The following is a 20,981-nucleotide window of genomic DNA, read 5'->3' as shown; positions in this document are numbered from 1 at the left end:
GGACACTAGACTTCGAGCCCCCGCCGCCGTCGGTGGAGGTCCGACAATCGAACCGACCTGTAAGCGTCCGCACGGTCAGGGGCGGCTCGCCAGGACTAGGCAGACGGAGATAGCGTTTCGCGCTCGCCGCTCGAGCAGGCGTCCTTGATGACGCTCGGGGTCTGCACTAGCGTCGATTCGAAAGGTTCTTCGACCTGACAGGAGACAGTGCGCTGATGGACGCCTACGACGCCCACAAGGTCCGGCTGAGCGAGACCTACCGCACCGAGCTCGACGTGCTCGCCAGCCGGTTCGGGTCGCCTGCTCAGATCGTGAACACCGGCGGCGGTTGCATGGCGATCGAGACCGTCGTGGGCGAAGCGCCTGGAACCGATCACCCGTTGCTGCTGGTGATCACCACTGTCGACAACGGCCTCGCCGAAGAGCGCGGCCGCATCTTGCACTGGTATGCGTGCCTCTACGATGCAGACGACGGAGCCGATGCGCTCGCCGACGGCCATGACGTCCGATCCTTCGACACCGCTTGCGATCTCGCACTCAGCAACGTGAGAAACGGAGTGCCGCCTTCCGAGGAGCTGTGCGCCTGCTCCCTCGTCTCCGATTCGGAGCGCTGAGGCGCGGGCACTGGCCAACCCCGATTGGCCACCCGCCCGCCACCGCTCTGTCTGACGGCGTCCCACGTACCACTCGAATACGACCGACGCGCGGAATCTGCGAGCGGCTACTGCCGCCGATTCGACTCCTCCGGAAAGAGCCATCCGTCTTCGACGCATGCGTGCTTGTACATTTCGACGAGAAGGCGATTCACCGCGCTGATCGAGAAGAGTCGAACCCCGTTCACGATCTGCAGGTCGTCGTCGGTTCGCTGGATCTCGAACAGTCTCATCCTCTCCAGCTGAGTGTTGTTCCAGTGCGCCGACTGCGAGGTGTTCTTCTTCCGCTCTCTCTCGATCACCTCGCGCCGCGCCTCTATGCTCGGCCGCTCTTGATCCTCGCCGACGTATGCGCTCACGCGCATCGGCGTGTCGTTCATGATCACCACGAGGTCGGCCTTGAGTTTCCAGTCCGCCCGAGCGTCATACAGAACGACGCCGACCTTCATCTCATCCTCGATGGCCTCAGCCAAGCAGGAATACAGGTAAGTCTCGGCCATGCCGGACTCGTACCAGACTCCGACTCTCTGTCGCATGCCGCTCTGTAGCTCGCCGCTGAAGTATTTCTTGTACTTCTGCCGCTTGGGATTCTTCTCGCTGTACGCCCTCCGGCAGTAGTTGTAGAAGTCCTCCAATTCGAACAGGCGGTAGCCGGTGCTGTGCCCGTAGTGGCACATGGCGGTGAAAAGCGCTCGCCAGGCCGGGAGCTTCCCGTCATCGGACCCGACGCTCGGCCACACCCTCGGGTCGCGTACGTCATTCGGCCGAAACTCTTTCAGCTTCCGCAATTCCTGGACGAACCGGTATTCGAACATGTCGACGGACATCGGCTGAAACTCACCCCCAGAGGGACTCCGCGCTAGCGCGGATGTCTGTTCAATTCCGTGTGCGCCCGCACAAGGCCGTCAGCCTCGATCTGACGGCACCGGCTTCGTCGGTGCTCCTCACCGACGCCGGGGCGCTGATGGCGCGCCGACACCGGTCTCGCCCACGGCTTGGAACCATGCTGGACGGTCGCGGGTTGCGCCATGTGCCAGAGCATCGCACGCCCCACCGACAGTTCTCTCGAATCCCTCTATACCGCTTGCGATCTCGAGGCCGCTGTTCACCGAATTCACCGGTACCTTGCAATCGCATAGCGCCTGCACACGGAACTGTCCAACGGCTCGGGAACAGTGCCGTTGGGCACGCAGGAGCGGCACCCGCGGAGAACCGCAGGATCGAAATCGTGTCGCACCCCGCCGGTACGCTGGGCGATCGAGCTTGGGTCGCAACAGATTTAGGTGATGCGGGTGATACAAATGACGGAATGTCCGGGTGAAGTGCTCGGTTCCTCCGCGCTGCCGCGCGAAGTGATCGACAGGACCGACGGCGCGTCGAGAGCCGATCGAATGGAGGGGGATGATCATGGGTGCTGAGGAAGCCGCGCCTTGCCGCCATGCGGGCGCACCGCCGTCGGCAGTCGTCAGCAGCGTCTCTCGTCTGATCACCGATCTGGCATCGGAGGAGAGCCTGCTCGGCCGATACGGACTCACGGCTCAGGAGTATCGAGAAGCGCTGCCGGCCGCGATCGAGGGGATCCGCGGCAGCATGAGCGCGAGCGTCGGCGACAGACGACACTTCCTCGCCACGATCTTCGAAGGCATGGTCGAAAGCGGCCACATCACGGCGCTGGAGAAGCCGACGTACGGCAAGGACACCGTGTATCGCCTGACGATCAGCGGGTACGGCGACATAGCCGTCATCCAGAAGGGCTGTCCCGACGGCGCGCACAGCAGCGTCCGCTGGACTGTGCCCGACTGGGCGAAAGAAACGTATCTGTGGTGGCTATGCGACAGCATGACGTACGAGCCCGGAGAACACGTCTCGAAAGGCGTGAATCGCTTGCGACAGCGCTTCTTCGGCGATACTCCTGGAACCGTCGACGGCGTGATCTTCCATAACCACCTCTGCGGTCGCGGCCAACGACCGTGCCCGAAGGCCGCGAACTCCGCCGTATTCGGCGGGATCAAGACGCCGCCGCCCTGCATTTACGTCATGCCAGACCGGGAGCCGCACACCGAGGCCAGTGCAGACGAGTGGAACTGGAACGGCACCCAGCAGCGATTCTTTCCGACCGTCCTGTTGGGAGCCTTCGGGATACCCGCCGAGAAGGCTCCCGCTTTCACCGGCCACATCGGCTTTCAGCGCCGGGCGGGCGCATTGAGAACCACCATCACTTCCCGCTACGGCGGCATCCGAGTCACGACCTCCAGGAGCTGATCCATGACCCTGCCCTCCCTCGACCCAGATCGCGCCGCGTTCCTCGCCGCCAGGGAGAAGAAGAACCGCGTCACCGTCCCCGCTTGGCCGCGGGAGGACAAGGACATGCCGCAGGTCGAGTTGGAGGTCACCTGGGTCCGTTTCTCCACGCTCAACGGCCGCACTCAAGCCGAACAGCTCCGCATGATCAAGACCACCGGTCGGCCCGATCTCTTCAGCTCCGATCCGCTCGGCCCGGACGCCCAGAAGGCTCAGTACGAGATCCTCTGCAGCCAAGACGGATTCCCGGCGCTCAAGGACGATCTCCGCAGCCGCGGCCAGCAGGAGCCGGCCATCATCACCGCCGACGGAATCCTCATCAACGGCAATCGGCGCTCGGCCGCGATGCGATCGCTGTTCGAGGACAACCACCTGAAGTCGAAGTACGTGAAGTGCCTGGTCCTGCCCGCCGACACGACCGCGGACGAGCTGGAGGATCTCGAAGCCGAACTGCAGGTGGCCCGAGACTTCAAAGAGGGCTACTCCTGGATCAACGAAGCCCTGATGATCGAGAAGTACTACAACCGCGAGGGGAAGGACTGGGACCGGGTGGCGACCCGCATGCACCGCAAACCGAGCGATGTACGCGATCTGTACGAGAAACTGCAGCAGGTCCACCAATTGGTCGCGCTGTCCAAGGGCGCCCGCGACCACCTCAGCTTCACGGCGAACGAATCGGCTTTCGACGAGCTTGCGGCGCACATCCGCAACAAGCCGACCCACGAAGCCGACGCCGTGAAGGCGGTCTACTTCCTCGGCACGCTGGCGGGAACCGAATACCGGAAGCTGCGCAACTTACGCCGCCCGGATGCCGCCGCACTCGTCCGGGAGGAACTCGAAAAGGAACCGGCCCTTCGCGCGGTGCTCGAGACCGCCGATTCACAGGCGTCGAACGGATCATCGGATGCCCATGACGACCTCGACGACGTGCTGGGCGACACCGCGCCCCCCTCACCGCTGCACAGCCTTCTGGCCTTCGTCGCGACGAAGCGCCCTGAGGCGAACCTGACCCTCGCAGACGGCGAAAAGGTCAGCGTGCAGGACCTCCTAGGCACCCTGAAGAGCTCGATCACAGCCGCAGCCGACGAAGCCGAGGAACAAGGCCGAGACAAGAGCGCGCTCACCGCTCCGATCAAGCGGGTGAACAAGGCGATCGAAGAACTTCAGCGCGCCGTTTCCGCGCTGCCCAAAGCCCGAGCCTTCCCCGAGTGGGATGAGTCCGCACTCGCCGACGGCATCGACACGATCGAGGAACTCGTGAAGGCGCTCAAGGAGACTCAGTGATATTCGCGGAGCTGTATCGGGCCGGTCGCCCGCTCGTGATCGTCGAACGTCGGGAAGGCGCGAACGACGGAGCCTGGGCACGACTGCAGGAAGCGATGTCACGGGGCGTCGTCGGCGGGTCGACGAACCGGACCGACGTCCGCGCCGACGTGTTCCTGGCGGAGCTCGCCGCGGTTCGCGAAGTACGGGATCTGTTCGGCCAGACGATCAAACTGGGACCGGCGCTCACCGATCAGCTTCGATCCCTCGCGCAGGACCGGCAGGCCCGCGAGAGGGCGTTCACCGAGCCGATCTCGGTCGACACGGACGATCTCGAGGCGGAGCTTCGAGCCGCTGGTTTCAAACGCGAGCTCAAGACCTTTCAGCTTGAGAACCTGGCCACCGTCCTCAGGCTTCCGCACGGGGCGGACTTCTCGGTGCCTGGAGCGGGCAAAACGACGGTCGCCCTCGCCAATTTCGCCCTCAACCGCGCGAGAGGGCGCGTCGAGCAGATGCTCGTCGTCGCTCCGATCGCAGCCTTCCAAGCATGGAAGGAGGACTCCGCAGAGTGCCTGTCACCGGCTCCGACCATTGCGATACACACGGGTGCCGCATCGCTGATCCCAGACGACCTCGACATCCTGCTGACCAACTACAACCGCGTCGCCTCCGACTACGACAGGATCAGGGAGCACGTCACCCTGCGACCGACGCAGGTGATCCTCGACGAAGCCCACCGAATCAAGCGCGGCGAACAGGGGGTTCACGGTCGTGCCGTGCTCGACCTCGCCTACGCCGCACGACGGCGGGACGTTCTGACAGGAACTCCCGCTCCACAAGGCGCCTTCGACCTCATCGCACCGATGCGATTCCTGTATCCGGGACAAGACCAGCAGATCCTTCCGGCCAGCGCATACTTCGAGCGTTCCGGTCGAGACAAGGAAGTGCTCCGCGAGACCGGCGCGGCCATCTCGCGCTATTTCGTTCGCACGCCGAAGTCCCGGCTGGACCTGCCGCCCACGAACTTCGACGTGATCACCGAGCCGATGCGGCCGATCCAGCAGGCGATCTACGACGCGCTCCGCGGACGATACCGCGGAGCATTCGCGCTCGACCGCGACGCGCGGCGGCAGTTCGACCGAATCGGCCGAGTGATGATGTATCTCCTGGAAGCCGCGACGAATCCGATGCTGCTGGTGGCCGGGTCGGATGAGAACGACTTGGAGGAGTTCGCCCATCCGCCGCTCGAGCTGCGAGGCGACGAACAGCTCGAGCACCTACTGCAGAGGTACCGAGACCACGAGATACCTTGGAAGTACGGCAAAGTCGCGGACATCGTCGCGGCTGCGGCGAACAGGAATGAGAAGGTGATCGTCTGGTCGACCTTCGTCCGCAACCTTCGGATCCTGGCGTCGCACCTTAAGGACTATCAACCGGCCGTCGTCCACGGCGGAGTCCCGCCGGCGGACGGCGCCGCGCCGGGAGTGCTGACCAGAGACGCCGAACTCGACCGATTCCGCAACGACCCCGATTGCACAGTCCTGCTGGCCAATCCCGCAGCGTGCGGGGAAGGCGTCAGCCTCCACCACTGGTGCCACCACGCCGTCTACATCGACCGCACCTTCAACGCCGGGCATTATCTCCAGAGCCAGGACCGAATCCACCGCCTCGGCCTGAGAGACGGCGTGCTCACGCGGTTCACCCTGCTGATCAGCGCCGGAACCATCGACGACCTCGTGGACGGTCGTCTCCGCGAGAAGATCGTGGCTCTGGCGCAGTTGATGGACGACCCCGGGCTCGTCCAGGTCGCGCTGCCGGAGACGGACGCAGGAACGAGCGAGCCGCCTGTCGCCGTCGACGACGCCGCGGTGATCACAGCGTACCTTCAAGCCGCAGACGGAAATGCTACCTAGACACGGACTCTGCTACGCCGTTCTCCTGCTGGCGCGCACCGCGACATTGGCTCCACGTCGCACTGTCGACGACTGGATCGCCGCTGCGCGAATGCATGGTTCCTTTCTGGCCTCAGCCATCGATCTCGAAGTTCCCTCGACGATGCTCGTCGACCGTGGACTCGCGCGAATCGGACGATCCCTCGAACTCTCACCGCAGTTGGCCGCCGCCACGGATTGCCGTGACGCCGACGGACTCTTCCAAGTCGCCCGGCTCTTGCTGATCACGGCTCCTCCGGCATGGCTGCGCCTGGCGGTGAGCCGTGATGGCGTCACAAGAGAGTACATTCCGGCGAGCGACCTCGATTCCCTACGATGGCTCGAACCGAACCTCGATCGACTCCTCATCGAGGCTCACGAGCACGCCTACTCGTCCGCCGAGACGGAATGGCAGAAGCAGATCGGCGATGCCGCAGAGCTATTCGTGCTCGCTGCACTCAGACACTCTGGATTGAAACCCGTCCACGTAGCCCGGATATCCGACGTCTACGGCTATGACATCGAAGTTCGAGACCCGCGTACGGAGCGGATCGAGGTGAAGGCGGCGGGACCTAGAACGGCTCGAACGTTTCATCTGTCGCGCAACGAGTTCGACAAGAGCCAGCAGCACGGCGATGAATGGCGTTTGCTGCAGGTGATCTTCGAGAGCTCCGCATTCGTCGCGGAAGAACTCAACCAATCGCACGTCGAAGGCGTCTATGAGATTGATTCGCACCAGCTTCGCCGAATCGTCCCACCGGACTCACCCAGGTTCTTCTGGGAGGAGTCTGCGTTGATAACCCCGCCGGAAGAGGCTTGGAGACGCTCACACCTCGCCCTCGACCCGGAGTTCACGATTCCGGGATTCCGCTCAGCGTGAGAGGCTTTCGACGAGCCGAGGCGAACGCCCCGAGCCTCAGGAACTCCCGTAACCGGACCCCGTAGATATGCACCGACTCACCAGTCGAAGCAGTCTTGCGCCGGGAGATCAGCGTCAATCCGCCGACAGGTGCCGAATTCGCTTCAGCCTCAATCATTCTCACCCGCTCGCCTTGAGCGCCGTGAGGATACGAGCGCGAGGACCCGCTGAGCTGCCGACTGCGGATCTTCATGCTCCCAGACGCGCAGCACCGCCCACCCCGCTTCGGCGAGTCGGCGATCTGTATCCGCGTCGCGGGTTCGGTTCTTCTCCACCTTCTCCGCCCAGTAGGCGCCGTTTCTGACCGCCACGGTGTGATGCTCGGGGCAGCCGTGCCAGAAACAGCCGTCCAGGAAAACCGCGACCTTGGGGCCTCTGAACACCAGATCGGCGGTGCGACGCAAACCCGGCACCGGGCGAGCCGCCACGCGATACCGCAGGCCGAGCGCGTGTACCGCACGCCGCAGGGCCAATTCGGGCCGAGTATCTCGACTTCGATTGGCCTGCATGCTGGCCCGCGCACCCGGTGAGGATGCCCACGATTCCGTGATCTGTCCCACTCGGTCACGATAGGTCGCATGATCCGCCCGACGCGAGCCCTCTCACGTTCGCCACGCGGCGAACGGGCTATCTGTCGGCGCCGTCGCATAGGATCGACTCCGTGACCTCCGCCCTTGATCTTGTTTTCGCCCCGGCTGCTCCGGATGTCTCGGTCAAGATGCGGGAGCGCATCGGCAAGGCGGTGTCGGCGAACGGTGCGACGAAGGTGTTCGAGGTCGCGGAATTCTTTGCGGGAATCGGGCTGGCGCGACTCGGCCTGGAGCACGCACGAAACACGAAATTCAAAGTCAAGTGGGCCAACGATCTCGACCCGGACAAGGAGGACATGTACCTCCGCCACTTCGGCGAGGGAAAAGGGAAGGCTCACTACCACCTCCAGGACATCCGCGTCGTCGCCGGGGACATCAAGGCTGCGAAAGTGCCCAGGAACCTGAGTCTGGCCTGGGCGTCCTTTCCGTGCACGGATCTCTCTCTGGCGGGCGGCCGACAGGGCTTGGCCGGCCAGCACTCGAGCACTTTCTTCGACTTCACGGACGTCCTGAAGAACCTCGGGGACGACCGCCCGCCCGTGGTCGCGATCGAGAATGTCAACGGCTTCGCCACGAGCCATCGCGGCGCGGACATCAAGGAGGCGGTGAGCCGCCTCAACGACCTCGACTACTCCGTCGACGTGGTCACGTTGGACGCTCGCCGCTGGGTGCCGCAGTCACGTCCGCGTCTGTTCCTGATCGCGGCGCACCCCTTCCTCTTGACCGACGTGAAGCAAGACGAGCGTCGCGACACGGCATTGCGCCCCAGCTGGCTCGATCCTGTGCTCGACTCCGGCCTGCGCACCCATCGCGCCGAGTTGCCCGAACCGCCTGCCCTGCTCACCGAGGGATGGACAGACTTGGTCGACGACGATCACGCGGACGGAGTCGAGTGGTGGGACGAGACGCGCACCGCGAAGTTCTGCAGCGAACTCTCCCCCGTCCAATCTGAGCGAGTGGGGAAGCTCGCCGAGCAGGCCGGACGACGCCCTCAGTACCGCACCGCGTACCGCCGCACCCGGAATGGCAAGCCAGCGTGGGAGATTCGAGACGGCGACGTCGCCGGCTGCCTGCGCACCGCACGCGGCGGATCGTCGAAGCAGGCGGTCGTCCGCATTCAGGGAGAATCGCTTCGGGTTCGGTGGATGACCGCCAGGGAGTACGCCAAGCTCATGGGCGCCCCCGACTATCGCCTCCCTGACAATCGGAATCAATCAATCATGGGCTTCGGCGACGCGGTGTGCGTGAACGCAGTCCAATGGCTCGCCGAGGAGTACCTGGGGCCGTTGCTCTCCGGTGATCTCGCCCGCTGAGCGAATCCTCACGAATTACTCCGCGACTATCGACGACCTCGCGGATCGACAACTTCATGCAGAAGGACGGGCACCGATGGTCAAGCCGAACGGGCAAGAGGAATCCGCACACCTAACCGCGATCGCCGAGACCTTGCTCGACGCGATCGAGCCCTGGTACGAAGGCAACCGCAAGGGCAAAGGCGAAGTCGACTCCAACGTGATGTGCGCCGGGCTGTACATCACCGACTACCTGGCCGGGTCGTTCCCCTTGAGCACAGGCGTGTACAAGGCGGACACCCAGGTGAAGGGCGCGAGTGGGACCAAGGCCAAGGAGCTGCTCGGCGACCACGGGGAGACGCGAAAGTTCACCAGAGAGGGAGGGCGAACCTCTCGCAAGACGATCGTCCTCGCCGAGCAGCTCGCCAACGTGATCAACAGCTCGGGCGCTGCGGCTGGAGTGAACGCTCTGACTCCCTCCGAACGACACGCGGTGGCGTGGATCTTGCAGGAGTGGTTCGTCAATCGCGTGCGCGACGACTACTTCGGAAAGCAGAAGATCAGCACCGAAATCGACCCCTCTTGGTCTATCCGCGCGGTTGTCGCGAATCTGATCGCCGCCGGGCGTGAACGAGGCGGCAATGCGGCCGGCGCGATCGTCCAGCATCTCGTCGGCGCCAAACTTCAGATCCGTTTTCCCGACGAGAAGATCAACATAGAGAGCTACACCACCGCCGATCAGCAGACTTGCCGCGCCGGTGACTACCAGATCGGCCACACAGCGATCCACGTCACTATGTCGCCGAGCAGCCAACTCTTCGATGGCCGCTGCAGAGACAACATCCACCACAGCTTTCGACCGCGCGTGCTCGTTCCGGCGGACGAGCTGGGAAGGGCCGGGGTCTACGCGCTAGACGCGGACATCGCGAACCAGGTCGCGATCCAGTCCATAGAGGACTTCGTCGGAACCAACATCGAGGAGGTGGCGGGTTTTCGGCAGGATCAAGTGCGCGCCGAACTACGTCGGCTCCTCGAGCTGTACAACGCCCGCATCGATCAGGCCGAGTCGGACCATTCCCTCAAGGTCGAGATCCCCGAGAATCTGTGACCATCTTCTCCAGTTCGGCTGGGGCCGAAACATTCAGCGGCTCAGCCGAATTCGACTAGGAACGGCGACACCGCCGACACGCGCACACATGAACGCAGTGCACTGCCCCATCGACGCGGTGACACAGTAAGAGACCCTCGGCCTTGGGATCCAATGCCGAGGGTTTCTCATCGGCTGGAGGACTACTCGGCGTTCAGGTATCCGATCGGGCCACCGCTGGAAACTGAGATGCGGCTCGACATGATCTGCTCCACGCGAACTTTCAGACTCGAGTCGATACCCGGTGCCACCGGCTCACCCCAACGGGCCAGCAGGTCTCCAACGAACCGGTGCCGTGTCTCAGCCTCGCCCGGCACTTGGTGGGATTCCTCCAATGCGGTGATGGCGTAGACCGCGACAGGCACCGTCGCCACGGTCACCGCAAACAGCTCGTTGTCGAGGATGCGATTCGGATCGCATCGCCACCAGCGCAGCGACGCCGCCGTTAGGTCGCGGACACTGAACCCGACGTCGAACCCGATCCACTCGCGATCCGGCTCACGCGCGGCAGACCGGGGCGCGGTTCTCAGCACTGTCAGCTCACCTTCGGCGACGACGAGCCGAGGGCGGCTCGCCAACGAACCGATCAGGTCTGAATCGATCGGAGTTGGAACCACACCGCAGGCGATGAGCTTTTCGCATGAGGCCCGTGAGATCTTCAGAGCGGCGGCAGCCGCGTTGATGTTCATCGATCGAGTGACGGCCGACGGTTGCTGGGCGAACGTGGGTAGAGGCATATCGTGAATCCCTTTCACAGGGTTGGGACCTTTGCGGCCCTTCGACTGGTGCGTTGAAATGATGCCTTGAAGATATGCGCTGGTTCAAGGCACGTTCAGCTTACTTGATCAACTCATCAACGCCCAAGACATCGGTCGTCGCGCAACCGCTCGATGGCTACACGGGTCATCTCCAGCGGGGTTTGCTGGTGAATCTGGGAGGGGTGGGCCCGCACTACCCCTCTTCCGGCCGGCGTGCCTTCAGCAGTCGATGGGCCACGCCTCCCAAAAACCGACGAAGCGGTTCACGGGCCACCACCAAGCCGCCCGCAGCGGCCAGCGGAACACTCGTGACAAGCGAGAATCCGAACGTTCGACCGCCCGCGCCGAGTATGAGCACCGCGACCGCGCCGACTGTCAGCAGCAATGCCAAGCACGCTGCGGTTCGGCGCGGCGAATCCAGAATCCGGAAGATCAGGCCAATCCAATCCTTCGGGTCAGGCTCACGAGCCGCTGCCCGGTCAGTCGGCGCCACGGGATTTCTCCGAATCGAGATCAAGCATGAAATGCGTTCGGACGCTGTCCTCCAGCTCCTCGATCGTGTGCCTCGAGGGCTGATGATCCGCCGATCCGCGCCCGGGGTGCAGTTCATCCCAACGCGACCGTACGCCGACCCGGCTCCTTCCCGGAGTGTGATTGCCGATCCCAGGAATCACGCAGTTCCAGACAGGTGCCGAATTCTGGATGATCCAAGCTTCAGCAGGTCGTGCCCACATCTCGTCCACTACGAGACATCTGTACGAAAAGTCGCGGAGCGACAGGTGGTGGCCGCCACCGTCGGGACCGCGCTGCTCTACGGCGTCAATCGCACGAGCCAGATAGTTCAGGCGGTTAGCCAGGGCCACTGAACTAGTCGGCGACACCGTGCCCGAACTAGCGCGCGTGAATCCGAGCGTGGTTCCTACGCAGATCGGCCGCGTGGGATCCCCGTCTGCAATCGGAGCATAGAGCTCGTCGTCTCCCGAGTAGTAAAGGCAGTAGAGGCCAGACCCAACGAAATGCTCACGCAGGGTGAGCGGCACCGCTGGCGAAATGTATAGAGCGTTAACGACACTGGCGATCAGGTTGCCCTTGTCGAGCGGATCGAACTCCGGCGGCGCGCCACGCTCGCCCCTGCCGTGAGACGCCGCCGCAGGCACGGCGGGCGATCCGATTCGGGGTTCGAAAAACGCCTTGATCTCACTCTCGAGAAAGACCGGACCACTCTTCAGCTCCGCGACGGGCGCGGGGAACGAGTCGTCGCGCCCGCGCATGTTCGAGATGCCCTGGCGGCTCATACCCGCATACTCGGCGATCTCTGCAATTCCCATCAACCGCGGTGCCCTCGACCCATCGCCGCCGTAACCGACCACAGAAACCCCCCGAACGTGTACAAGTGTCATCCAACCCGTGTATGGATGACACTAGCCGCGGCGGGAACAACGGTCAAGCTACTTGTGTCCTACGTACACAAGTCGATCGTCGACGTCACAAGCGATTCGCGCACTCGCCTACAGAAGACGGACCGGAAGCATCCCGACGAGGGAGTCCCGCGCCACTGACGTCGGTGTCCACGCTGGCTCTATTCATTTCGAGAACCGCGTGACGGCCCGACCAGGTAGCGGTCGACCGCGTGGTCAGCGCTCAGTGCAAATGAGCCCGCCAGCCATGCCCGGTCGCCTCGAACGGGCGTCTCTTCGCTCAAAGCCCATGCCAAGGGGCGTACGGCGGTGCCGGCAGGGTCGCTGTCGTACGGATAGCTTCCCCACACCACCGCCTCGGCGATGGTGGGGTGGCACCAGAAGGCGTTCATGAGCTGGCTGATCAGCGGACGCAGATCCTCGGCGGGCATCTCGGTCAGCGCGTCCGCGGATCCGTACATCGCCGACCGGTAGACGGGCAGGCCCCAATTCTCCGCGGCGACATTGTCCGTCGATTGGAGAATCGGTTCGACCTGTCCAGACGGAGCGCGACGATAACCGGAGACGATGCCATGGTCGCCCATGCAAAAGGTCTCCACGATGAACGGAGCATCAGGAACTCGCCACTGGAGTCCACGTCCGGCCGCCGTGTTGTACATGTATGCGGCCACCCGCGCGGGATCGGTCCAACCGGTTGGGCGCGGTTCGTGGCCCCATAACAGAGCATGGGGTCTTTCGGTACCGACCGATTCACTGACGTGCATCAATGAACCGATCATTCGGCCGGTCCATCCGGCGTCGACCAGCCCGGTCTCCGGGTCGGCGAGGAGGTGCTGGTCTGCGTAGTCGAGCAACAACAGACGTGTTTCGGCGATCCGCTGGGCCGCATGGTCTTTGACGCTTGATGTGCGCAGGAATCGGCGCATGGATTCACGCTGACGGTCTTGGTCGGCTCGCAGGTCGGGGTCCAATGAGACACCGGCAGCGGTGAGGGCTGGGACGTAGTCTTCGAAGGGCAAGCCGAGGCGCGCGCAAAGGTCGGTGGCGTTGGATTTCATGAAGCTGTTGAAAAGCCATGACGCGTCATCGAGATGGTCCGGATCGGTGGCCGCCAGGCTCCAGGTGAGTCGGCTGCTGTAGACGTACTCGAGGTCCAAATCGCTGTTGAGCCTTGGCTGTAGACGCTGAGCCAACTCGTGGAACACTTGGCCGTCGCGTGATAGGAACCGTAGTCGGCGCAGGCCGCGACGGTTCGCCTCGCGGAGCATCCAGATGACGGCGCCGACGAGTGCGGGTGCCGCGACGCCTGCGGCGACGTCTCGAATGATCTCTTCGTGTTCATTCGCCACCGATACCGCCGCGCGTGCCTCGCGGCTTGCCCGATTGAACAGGGATGCGGCGTCCCCGGGGCGCGTCGAATGGTCGAGCATGATCTGCTCGTATCGGGTCGTGCTCTTGGACGTTGGGCGCATCGTCACCATTCTCTCAGCACCGTTTCGATGCGTTGTGCGGCGTTGATGCCGAGGCGGTGGCAGATGGCCCCGGCGATGTCCATCTCGGGCACAGGGTCTCCTCCGCGGCGTTCGGCAAGTCGCGCGCGGCTGGCGTGCACTCGCGCGACCCATAGGTCGTCCCCGAGGCCGACGAAGATCCCTTGCGCTGCATCCAATGCGGCCATCGCAGCATCGAAATCGTCGGTGTCCCGGTGCACCAGGCCGAGTTGCCGAAGGGTCCGTGCCTGGGCCGGGCGGTCGCCGATGCGCTGAAACACTTCCAGGGCGGCCTGAATCTCCTGCTGGGCGAGATCCCACTTCTGTTCTGTTCGAGCCATATCGGCCAGACTCAGTCGAGTTCTCGCGATCCAGCGATGGTCTGCGATCGCTTCGAAGATCTGGCGGGCGCCGATGAGATCGGCGGCTGCTTGTTCGGACTCGCCGGCGAGGCGGCGGGCGTCGCCGCGGTTGCGCAGCGTCACGGCGGTTCCGCGGCGGTCGGCCAGGCTGTCGAACAGCGCGAGGCATTCGTCGAATGCGGCGGCGGCTCGGGCGAAGTCGGTTTCGTTGCGATGCACGACGGCGATGTGGCGCAGGGCTCTGGCTTGCCATCGTTGGTCGTCCAGGTCGCGGAAGGTTTGCAGCGCTTGCTCGAACAGGCGCAGAGCCTGGTCGTTGTTCCACTGGTCGCGATGGACGAGTCCATATCGGATCAGCGTTCGGGCTGCTTCGAGTCGGTCGTCGAGGGCGCGGTAGATCGTCAGGCTCGATTCGAAGTGGCGGGACGCGTCGTCCCAGCGCGACAAGCCCCGGCTGGCGTCGGCGATGCCGTTGAGCACGCCGGCGACCGAGCGGGAATCGCCCTCGGCTTCGACGATTTCGAGTGCGTCGGAGAAGGCTGAGATGGCTTCGTCGAGTCGTCCTTGGTAGCGGCGTGTGTCGCCGAGATTGCGCATTGCGATGGCCCATTGGTGCCGATCTTCGAGGCGGAGGAAGATTTCGGCGGCGTTGGTGAGCATTTCGGTGGCCTCGTCGAATCGCCCGAGTTCACGGTAGAGGGCGCCGAGGCTTCGAAGCGTCGCTGCTTCGGCGTGTTCGTCGGCGATCTTCCGTGTGGCGTCCAGGGCGAGATGGTGAGTACGGGCCCACGTCTGCCAATCCGCGCGCCAATCGAACATTGCCGGGAGCGTCTCGACCAGCCGCCACGTCTGTTCCCAGAGTTCCAGGTTGTGCGACAGCTCGACGGCGGCCACAAGATTGACCTGTTCGGCGGCGAACCAGCGCCGCGGGTCGGTTCGTTCCGCGCCGGTCAGCGTTGGCGCTTCGCTCGCATCATCCTTGCCGGTGTCGGGGTGAAGCTTGGCGGTGGCGACCTGCATGGCGCGGGTGTACTCGCGGACGAGCCGTTCCGCGGCTTTTCGGCGAGCGTCGGCGGTGTCGAACGCGGTCGAGCATTCGCGGGCGAAGTCTCGGATGAGGTCATGTAGTCGGTAACGGATCTGCCCCGTTGGATCTACCCCGGCGAGTTCGACCAATTGAGCATCGACAAGGCTCTCCACCAACTGCTCAGCGTCGTCGAGATCGGTGTCGAGTAGGGCGGCCACGTTCCACGCAGGAAAGCTAGTGCCCGTCAAAGCCAGTGTCCGAAAGGCGATCTGCTCCTCGGTGCTGCGGCTTTGGTAGCTCAGCGCGAACGATGCTCGTACTTCGAGGTCTCCGACCTTGAGCAGGTCGAGTCGCCGGGTCTCATCAGCGAGGCGTTGCGCGAGCCAGGCGATACTCCAACTCGGTCGAGACATCAGACGTGCGCCGGCGATTCGCAAGGCGAGCGGGAGTTGCCCGCACATGCGGGTCACCTCTGCCACCGCCTCCGGCTCGGCTGCCGCCCTCTCTGCGCCGACCAGGTTCGTCAGCAGGTCGACCGCTTGGTCCTGCGCCAGTACGTCGAGGTGTACGGCCTGCGCACCGGGGAGCGCGGCCAGGTGGGATCGGCTGGTGATCAGGACTGCGCAACTGGAGGTGCCCGGAAGCAGTGGGCGCAACTGTGTTTCGTCGGCGGCATTGTCGAGGACGACCAGCATGCGGCGTCCGGCCAAGCAGGCGCGGTAGCGGCGGGCTCGTTCGTCGATGTCTTCCGGGATTCCAGCGCCGTCTATCCCCAGTTCCCGGAGGAAGCCCGCGATGACTTCGCTCGGCTCGAGCGATTCAGCTTCTGCGCCACGTAGATTGGCGTACAGCTGTCCGTCGGGGAAAGCGTCGGAGACTCGATGTGCGACGTGAACGGCCAAGGCCGTCTTGCCGACGCCGGCTTTGCCGGAGATCGTCGCGATCGGCACGGCGATGCCGGAGTTCTCGCCCAGAACGCTGATGAGGTGCGCGATCTGCTCGGTTCGCCCAGTGAAGTCATTGGTGTCGGGCGGCAGGTGCATCAAAGTCCGAGTCGACTGCGGACCGCTCGCCGAAGCCACGGGATCAGCGTGGGGGAGGGATGACGCTCTGCCGGTGTTGTTGCTGGTCGGGGCGTAATCCACGGCCCATCCCAGTTGGACGGGGCTGGTCCGGAACAGGCGGCAGAGCAGGTCCTGGTAGTCGAAGCTGGGCCGGGCCCCCGCCTCCCACTCCATCCAGGATCGGACGACCAGTCCGCGCGGCTTGAGCTTCTCGCGTCGGCACATCTGATGGAAGCGTTCGACCGCTTCGGCGACGGTCCAGCCCCAGGCCAGCCGTGCGCTTTGAACAAGTTGTGTCCGCAGGTGTCGGCGATCTCCTGGGCCACGATGTGGAGCAGTTCGACGCGGAGCTCGTCGCCGTGCCGCAATCGCTCGAGGTACCTGCCCCTGACCCGATCGGCACACCCGGAATCTCCCCGCCGAGATCCGTTGTCGCCCATCTTCTTTACGCCCCCTGCACCGTAAGGTGCCTACGCTCGAGTGCTCCTCGTACGTTATCTCGCGGACCCCGTCGGGCTCCACCGAAGCCGATCTTTCTCTTGAGCACGATCAGGGTCCGGCACTAGGTGAGAGCTGGCCTCTACAAGGGCGATCGGCGTGCACAAAAACCCTCTCGACCAGTGCGGTTCGCGATGTTCATGCCTCTCACTCAGGTGAGAGGGCTTCTCGTCTATCGGGTGCCCGTCTCGCCGGTGACGCTGGCTTCGGCGCTGATTCTTGGCGCCGTGATCTGCAGAAGGGAGAAGAGCGATGGCCAAGCGACCCTGGCGCCGACCGCAGTGGCGTGCACGGAACGTCCGGACTCACTGCTGACGCAGACGTTCGCGCCGGTGTGCGGATCGCCATTGTCGTCCGTCCGCACACCCGGTAGCGCGGTGACAACTCCCAGCCTAGAGAAGGAATCACGTTGACTCCCAGGCAGATTACGTACACCACGGTGGCCTTGCAATCGCATGCGGTGTGCCGGACGACGACCTCCGGTCTGACGATGCTGTTCGATCGCGCCAAGGGGGTGATGTACGAGCTCAACGAATCCGCCTCGGCGATCGTGGCGCTGCTGGGCACCGCTCCCGCCTCGGTCGGCGAGATCGTCGATGCCCTGTCCGCTCAGTTCGACGCTCCCGAAGACGACATAGCCGCCGATGTCGAGCAGTTCATCGGCGAGTGCGTCGAAGCCGGCATGCTGAAGGCGGACTGATCACCGTGCAGCACAACATGATGTTGACGTGGCCGGAAGAGTACCAGCTTCCCGAGCATCCGCTCCCGATTCTGGTCCAGCTCGGCCTGACCTATCGCTGCAACCTCAAGTGCAAGCACTGCTATGCCCTGTATCGGCGCAGCCGGGGAGAGTTCAGCCTCGCCGAGATCGAGGACCTGGCCGATCAGCTGTACGGGGCGGGCAGCGCCAGCCTGGTGTACTCGCACGGCGAGAACATGATTCGTACCGATTTCCACGACGCCGCAACGATTTTCCGCGACCGTGACTTCTATCAGACCCTCATGCTCAACGGCTTCTACGTCGAGACGGTGGCCGACGCCAGGCGACTGGTCGACGCCGGCATCAATCGAGCCATGGTGTCGATCGACAGCATCGATCCTGCTGTCCACAACCACATCCGAGGCAAGTCCGGCGCCTTCGACGTGGCGGTGCGAGCATTGCGGTTGCTCAAGGAGGGCGGCATGCCCACCGTGGGTTTCTCCACCACGATCGACACCCACAACTACCGCGACGTCGAGCAGATCGCGGCTTTCGCCCTTGATCTAGGGGTGGACGCGGTCAGCTTCATGCAGAACCGGTACAACCTCACCGGCGTGTTCGACCGGTCGCTGTGGCCGACCTATCTGCAGACGTGCCAGACCATCTACCAGCTGCTCCTGGACTATCAGGGAACCCTGGACGTCTACACCCACGACCCGTTCATGCTGACGGTGCTCGACGACCGATTGACCGACCGTACGGCGCGAGAGACCTTCATCGGCTCGAATCTGTGCAACGTGGGCACCAGCATGGTGTCCATCGATCCCGTCGGCAACGTGTCCGGCTGCAACTTCATCGAAGAGAGCATCGGCAACGTGCGCGAGGAGCCGTTCCAGCAGATCTGGGATCGGCTCGTCGCACGCTACTCCGACACCGCGGATCCGCCCTCCGGTCCCTGCGGATCGTGCTCGGCGCTGGGCTCGTGCATGGGCGGGTGCAAGGCTTTCCACTACAACGGCAAGTACGACGAACGGTGCGGCGCACAGCGATTCATTGATCCGGCTCCGCACGACCTCGCCACGGCACAGGCCCCGATCCCGGATACGACGCCGACCCGGGCACCCGGAGTCTTCGTCGGGCTCCCTCGCGTCCGGGTGAGCGGAGCCTCGCGATGAGAGTTCTGTTCGTCAATCCGCATTACACCCACGACCCGCGAACACTGCTGCTGCACCCGCCGCTGGGCTACGCCTACATGGCCCGCTCGCTCAAGCGCGGCGGGCACGAGGTCGTGCATGTGGACTTGCCGTTCGAGGGCAACTCGGCACAGGCGCTGATCTCCCGCTTGGACGATCTGCGCCCGGATCTGGTGGGTGTGACGGCGGTGGCCCAGAGTTACTTCCACGCCCTCGAGATCGCTCACGCCGTACGGTCATGGAACCCGACGATCCCGATCGTGTTCGGCGGACCGCACGTGTCGTTCATCGCCGCCGAATGCCTGAACCGGCACTCCTGCGTCGATTACGTGTTGTTGTTCGACGCCGAGGACAGCGTGGTGAGCCTGGCCGACGCCCTGACCACCGACAGCGTCTCCGCGCATGAACTGGCGAAGGTGCCCGGCTTGGCCTTCCGGGACGGCGACGGCGTCCGGACCACCGCGCCGGCACCGCCGGAGATGGACCTGGACCGGTACGGCCAGCCTGATCGGTCGATCTTCGATATGCGTCCCTATCTGGACTACGACTACGAGACGGTCGTCATGAAAGCCCGCGGATGCCCCAGTCGGTGCACGTTCTGCTCGACAACGATCGCGGGCCGCGCGGCGCGCTGGAACAGCCCGATCCATGTCGCCGACGAGATGGAAGCCATTGCCGAGATGGGCTTCTCATCGATCTTCTTCGGTGACGACACCTTCTCCGGCGATCCGCGTCGCGCGGTGGCGATCTGCGAAGAGATCAACAGGCGCGGTCTGACGATGCCATGGACCAGCAACATGCGCGCCCAGGACGCGCGGCCGCAGGTGCTGGACGCGATGCGCGCCGCGGGCGCATACCGGGTGTTCGTCGGCTACGAGTCCATCCAGGAGCAGACGCTGCGGCTCGTCAAAAAGGGCACCTCGCCGGCCCGGCTGTACAAGACGGCTCAGCGCATCATGGGCGCGGGCCTGGAATTGAACGCCTCGTTCATCGTGGGAGCCCCCGGCGACACCCCTGAAACATTGTCGGCGACATTGGATTTCATACGCCTGGTGAACCCCACCGTGGCCACGTTCAACGTGATGGAGCCGCGCCCCGGCACCGACCTGTACACCAATCCCGAACGATACGGAATCACAATCCCCGACCGGTACTGGTACGAGACCACCGACTGGCTGAAACTGCCCGTGTGTCACAACGAATCTATGTCGGCCGAGGACATTCGCTATTGGGTCAGCCGATGCTACGACGAGTTCTGCGATCCGGAATTCCGGTCCGAGGATTATTTGACGCGGCTGGAACCGGTGCGGCGGCAATGGGACGAGGCCGCCGAAAAGGTCCAGCGCCACCTTCCCCTGACGACGGTGTCCCGATGACCATCCGTGTAGGCGTCATCGGGACGGGACTCGCCGCCCAGTCTCACGCACTGGACATCGTCACCGACCCGTCCATGGATCTCCTCGGCGTCGTCTCCGCACACCGCGATTCGGCAACTCGATTCGCCGACATGTTCGGCGGGAAGGCGTATCCGAATGTCGAGGCGCTCATAACCGATACGGCGGTGGACACGATCGTCGTCGCAGTGCCGCCGACCGCGGTGTTCGACATCGCCGAGTTGATCCCCGCCGATACACCGTGTCTGATCGAGAAGCCGGTTCCCGTGACCTCATCGGAGCGGCGGAGACTGGCGAGTCTGGCCGAATGTCGCCCCAGGATGGTCGCTCCGTTCAATCGCCGCTACCAGCCGAGCATCCAGCGCGCCGTCCGGCTGCTCCAGTCGGGTGCGCTCGGCCGCGTCGTCGATGTCGACGCGGTCTTTCGCGGCCCCTACGGCACCCGCTTCGCACCAGGCAGCGGCACCTACCGCAGCGCCGCCGGGCCGCGACACGGCGTGCTCGTCGACACCGGCAGCCACGCCCTCGACCTGATCTCCCTCCTGCTCGGCGCACTCCCCTCTCCGAATACGCTGAGAAGCAATCTCATTCGCAACGAGCGCGGCGCCGAAATCTCCGCCGAACTCGAGTGCAGCGGAACCACCGCGACCCGCATCACCGTCTCCGACGACGCCGCAGCATCCGACCGCGGCTACTGGTCGGCGACAGTGGCCTGTGAAGACGGCCAAGTCGAGGTGACCGATCACGGAAATCTGATCCGCCCGAAAGGATCTCGACAACCGCAGGCGCAGGCAGCTGAACCAATGCGACGTCCCGTCACGGACCTGGCGCTAATCCTTGAGGGCACCGCACCGTTCGGAACCCCGCTGGCGGATGTTCTGACGATCGGTGACGTCATCATCGCCGCGCACCGCACCGAGTGGATCCGCCCGCGCGGCAAAGCACTCGGCCGACTCAACGGCTCCTGCTGACCTAGTGTCG

17 protein-coding genes are annotated in these 20,981 nt (G+C 64.2%); 11 read left to right on the top strand and 6 right to left on the bottom strand.

Annotation, left to right across the window (positions count from 1 at the left end; translation table 11 throughout):
* The first annotated feature begins 215 nt into the window (after nt 1-215).
* A complete protein-coding gene (locus tag NS2_RS29545) occupies nt 216-614 on the top strand; it encodes a hypothetical protein (protein ID WP_033091600.1) in 399 nt (132 codons plus the stop codon).
* Between the two features lie 107 nt (nt 615-721).
* On the opposite strand, the gene NS2_RS29540 is transcribed toward NS2_RS29545, so the two are convergent.
* Complete coding sequence (locus NS2_RS29540) at nt 722-1,480, bottom strand: hypothetical protein (protein ID WP_033091601.1); 759 nt, start codon at nt 1,478-1,480, stop codon at nt 722-724.
* 580 nt (nt 1,481-2,060) lie between these two features.
* Here NS2_RS29540 and NS2_RS29535 point away from each other — a divergent pair.
* From NS2_RS29535 to NS2_RS29520, 4 genes are all read left to right on the top strand, one after another.
* A complete protein-coding gene (locus tag NS2_RS29535) occupies nt 2,061-2,915 on the top strand; it encodes a hypothetical protein (protein ID WP_143161226.1) in 855 nt (284 codons plus the stop codon).
* A 3-nt stretch (nt 2,916-2,918) separates the two neighbouring features.
* Nucleotides 2,919-4,238: a ParB N-terminal domain-containing protein gene (locus tag NS2_RS29530; protein ID WP_033091603.1), complete on the top strand. Its 1,320-nt coding sequence runs from the start codon at nt 2,919-2,921 to the stop codon at nt 4,236-4,238.
* Nucleotides 4,235-6,130, top strand: coding sequence for a DEAD/DEAH box helicase (locus tag NS2_RS29525; RefSeq protein ID WP_052486780.1), 1,896 nt, complete (start codon nt 4,235-4,237; stop codon nt 6,128-6,130). The genes NS2_RS29530 and NS2_RS29525 overlap by 4 nt, the downstream gene beginning before the upstream one ends.
* 91 nt (nt 6,131-6,221) lie before the next feature.
* Nucleotides 6,222-7,028, top strand: a complete 807-nt coding sequence (locus tag NS2_RS29520; protein ID WP_033090992.1) for a protein NO VEIN domain-containing protein — start codon at nt 6,222-6,224, stop codon at nt 7,026-7,028.
* Nucleotides 7,029-7,177: 149 nt separating this feature from the next.
* On the opposite strand, the gene NS2_RS29515 is transcribed toward NS2_RS29520, so the two are convergent.
* Nucleotides 7,178-7,576: a very short patch repair endonuclease gene (locus NS2_RS29515; RefSeq protein ID WP_033090993.1), complete on the bottom strand. Its 399-nt coding sequence runs from the start codon at nt 7,574-7,576 to the stop codon at nt 7,178-7,180.
* A gap of 152 nt (nt 7,577-7,728) precedes the next feature.
* On the opposite strand from NS2_RS29515, the gene NS2_RS29510 reads away from it, so the two are divergent.
* Both NS2_RS29510 and NS2_RS29505 read left to right on the top strand, forming a co-directional pair.
* Nucleotides 7,729-8,970 carry a DNA cytosine methyltransferase gene (locus NS2_RS29510; protein ID WP_228102479.1) on the top strand — a complete coding sequence of 414 codons (1,242 nt, stop codon included), beginning with the start codon at nt 7,729-7,731 and terminating at the stop codon, nt 8,968-8,970.
* Nucleotides 8,971-9,046: 76 nt separating this feature from the next.
* Nucleotides 9,047-10,057, top strand: coding sequence for a DUF4928 family protein (locus tag NS2_RS29505; protein WP_147207367.1), 1,011 nt, complete (start codon nt 9,047-9,049; stop codon nt 10,055-10,057).
* Nucleotides 10,058-10,239: 182 nt separating this feature from the next.
* Here the strand turns inward: NS2_RS29505 and NS2_RS29500 are convergent, their stop codons facing one another.
* The 4 genes from NS2_RS29500 to NS2_RS29485 all read right to left on the bottom strand — a co-directional run bounded on the left by NS2_RS29500 (nt 10,240) and on the right by NS2_RS29485 (nt 16,233).
* On the bottom strand, nt 10,240-10,785 hold the full coding sequence (locus tag NS2_RS29500) for a hypothetical protein (protein ID WP_033090995.1): 546 nt from the start codon (nt 10,783-10,785) through the stop codon (nt 10,240-10,242).
* Between the two features lie 548 nt (nt 10,786-11,333).
* Nucleotides 11,334-12,182 carry an Eco29kI family restriction endonuclease gene (locus tag NS2_RS29495; protein ID WP_158660754.1) on the bottom strand — a complete coding sequence of 283 codons (849 nt, stop codon included), beginning with the start codon at nt 12,180-12,182 and terminating at the stop codon, nt 11,334-11,336.
* A 251-nt stretch (nt 12,183-12,433) separates the two neighbouring features.
* Nucleotides 12,434-13,753, bottom strand: a complete 1,320-nt coding sequence (locus NS2_RS29490) for a hypothetical protein (RefSeq protein WP_036551190.1) — start codon at nt 13,751-13,753, stop codon at nt 12,434-12,436.
* Nucleotides 13,747-16,233 (bottom strand): ATP-binding protein, encoded by a 2,487-nt coding sequence (locus NS2_RS29485; RefSeq protein WP_161789519.1) that lies wholly within the window; start codon nt 16,231-16,233, stop codon nt 13,747-13,749. The genes NS2_RS29490 and NS2_RS29485 overlap by 7 nt, the downstream gene beginning before the upstream one ends.
* A gap of 889 nt (nt 16,234-17,122) precedes the next feature.
* Here NS2_RS29485 and NS2_RS29480 point away from each other — a divergent pair.
* From NS2_RS29480 to NS2_RS29465, 4 genes are read left to right on the top strand one after another with little or no spacing between them, the layout of a single operon-like run.
* Nucleotides 17,123-17,413, top strand: a complete 291-nt coding sequence (locus NS2_RS29480; RefSeq protein WP_147207366.1) for a PqqD family protein — start codon at nt 17,123-17,125, stop codon at nt 17,411-17,413.
* Between the two features lie 23 nt (nt 17,414-17,436).
* Nucleotides 17,437-18,588, top strand: a complete 1,152-nt coding sequence (locus NS2_RS29475; protein WP_161789520.1) for a radical SAM/SPASM domain-containing protein — start codon at nt 17,437-17,439, stop codon at nt 18,586-18,588.
* Nucleotides 18,585-19,982, top strand: a complete 1,398-nt coding sequence (locus NS2_RS29470) for a B12-binding domain-containing radical SAM protein (protein ID WP_033090999.1) — start codon at nt 18,585-18,587, stop codon at nt 19,980-19,982. The genes NS2_RS29475 and NS2_RS29470 overlap by 4 nt, the downstream gene beginning before the upstream one ends.
* Nucleotides 19,922-20,971, top strand: a complete 1,050-nt coding sequence (locus tag NS2_RS29465; RefSeq protein ID WP_158543982.1) for a Gfo/Idh/MocA family protein — start codon at nt 19,922-19,924, stop codon at nt 20,969-20,971. The genes NS2_RS29470 and NS2_RS29465 overlap by 61 nt, the downstream gene beginning before the upstream one ends.
* Nucleotides 20,972-20,981: the final 10 nt, after the last annotated feature.

It is taken from the genome of Nocardia seriolae NBRC 15557, from assembly GCF_007990715.1.
GTDB lineage: Bacteria > Actinomycetota > Actinomycetes > Mycobacteriales > Mycobacteriaceae > Nocardia > Nocardia seriolae.
This window is presented reverse-complemented; position numbering and strand designations above follow the sequence as displayed.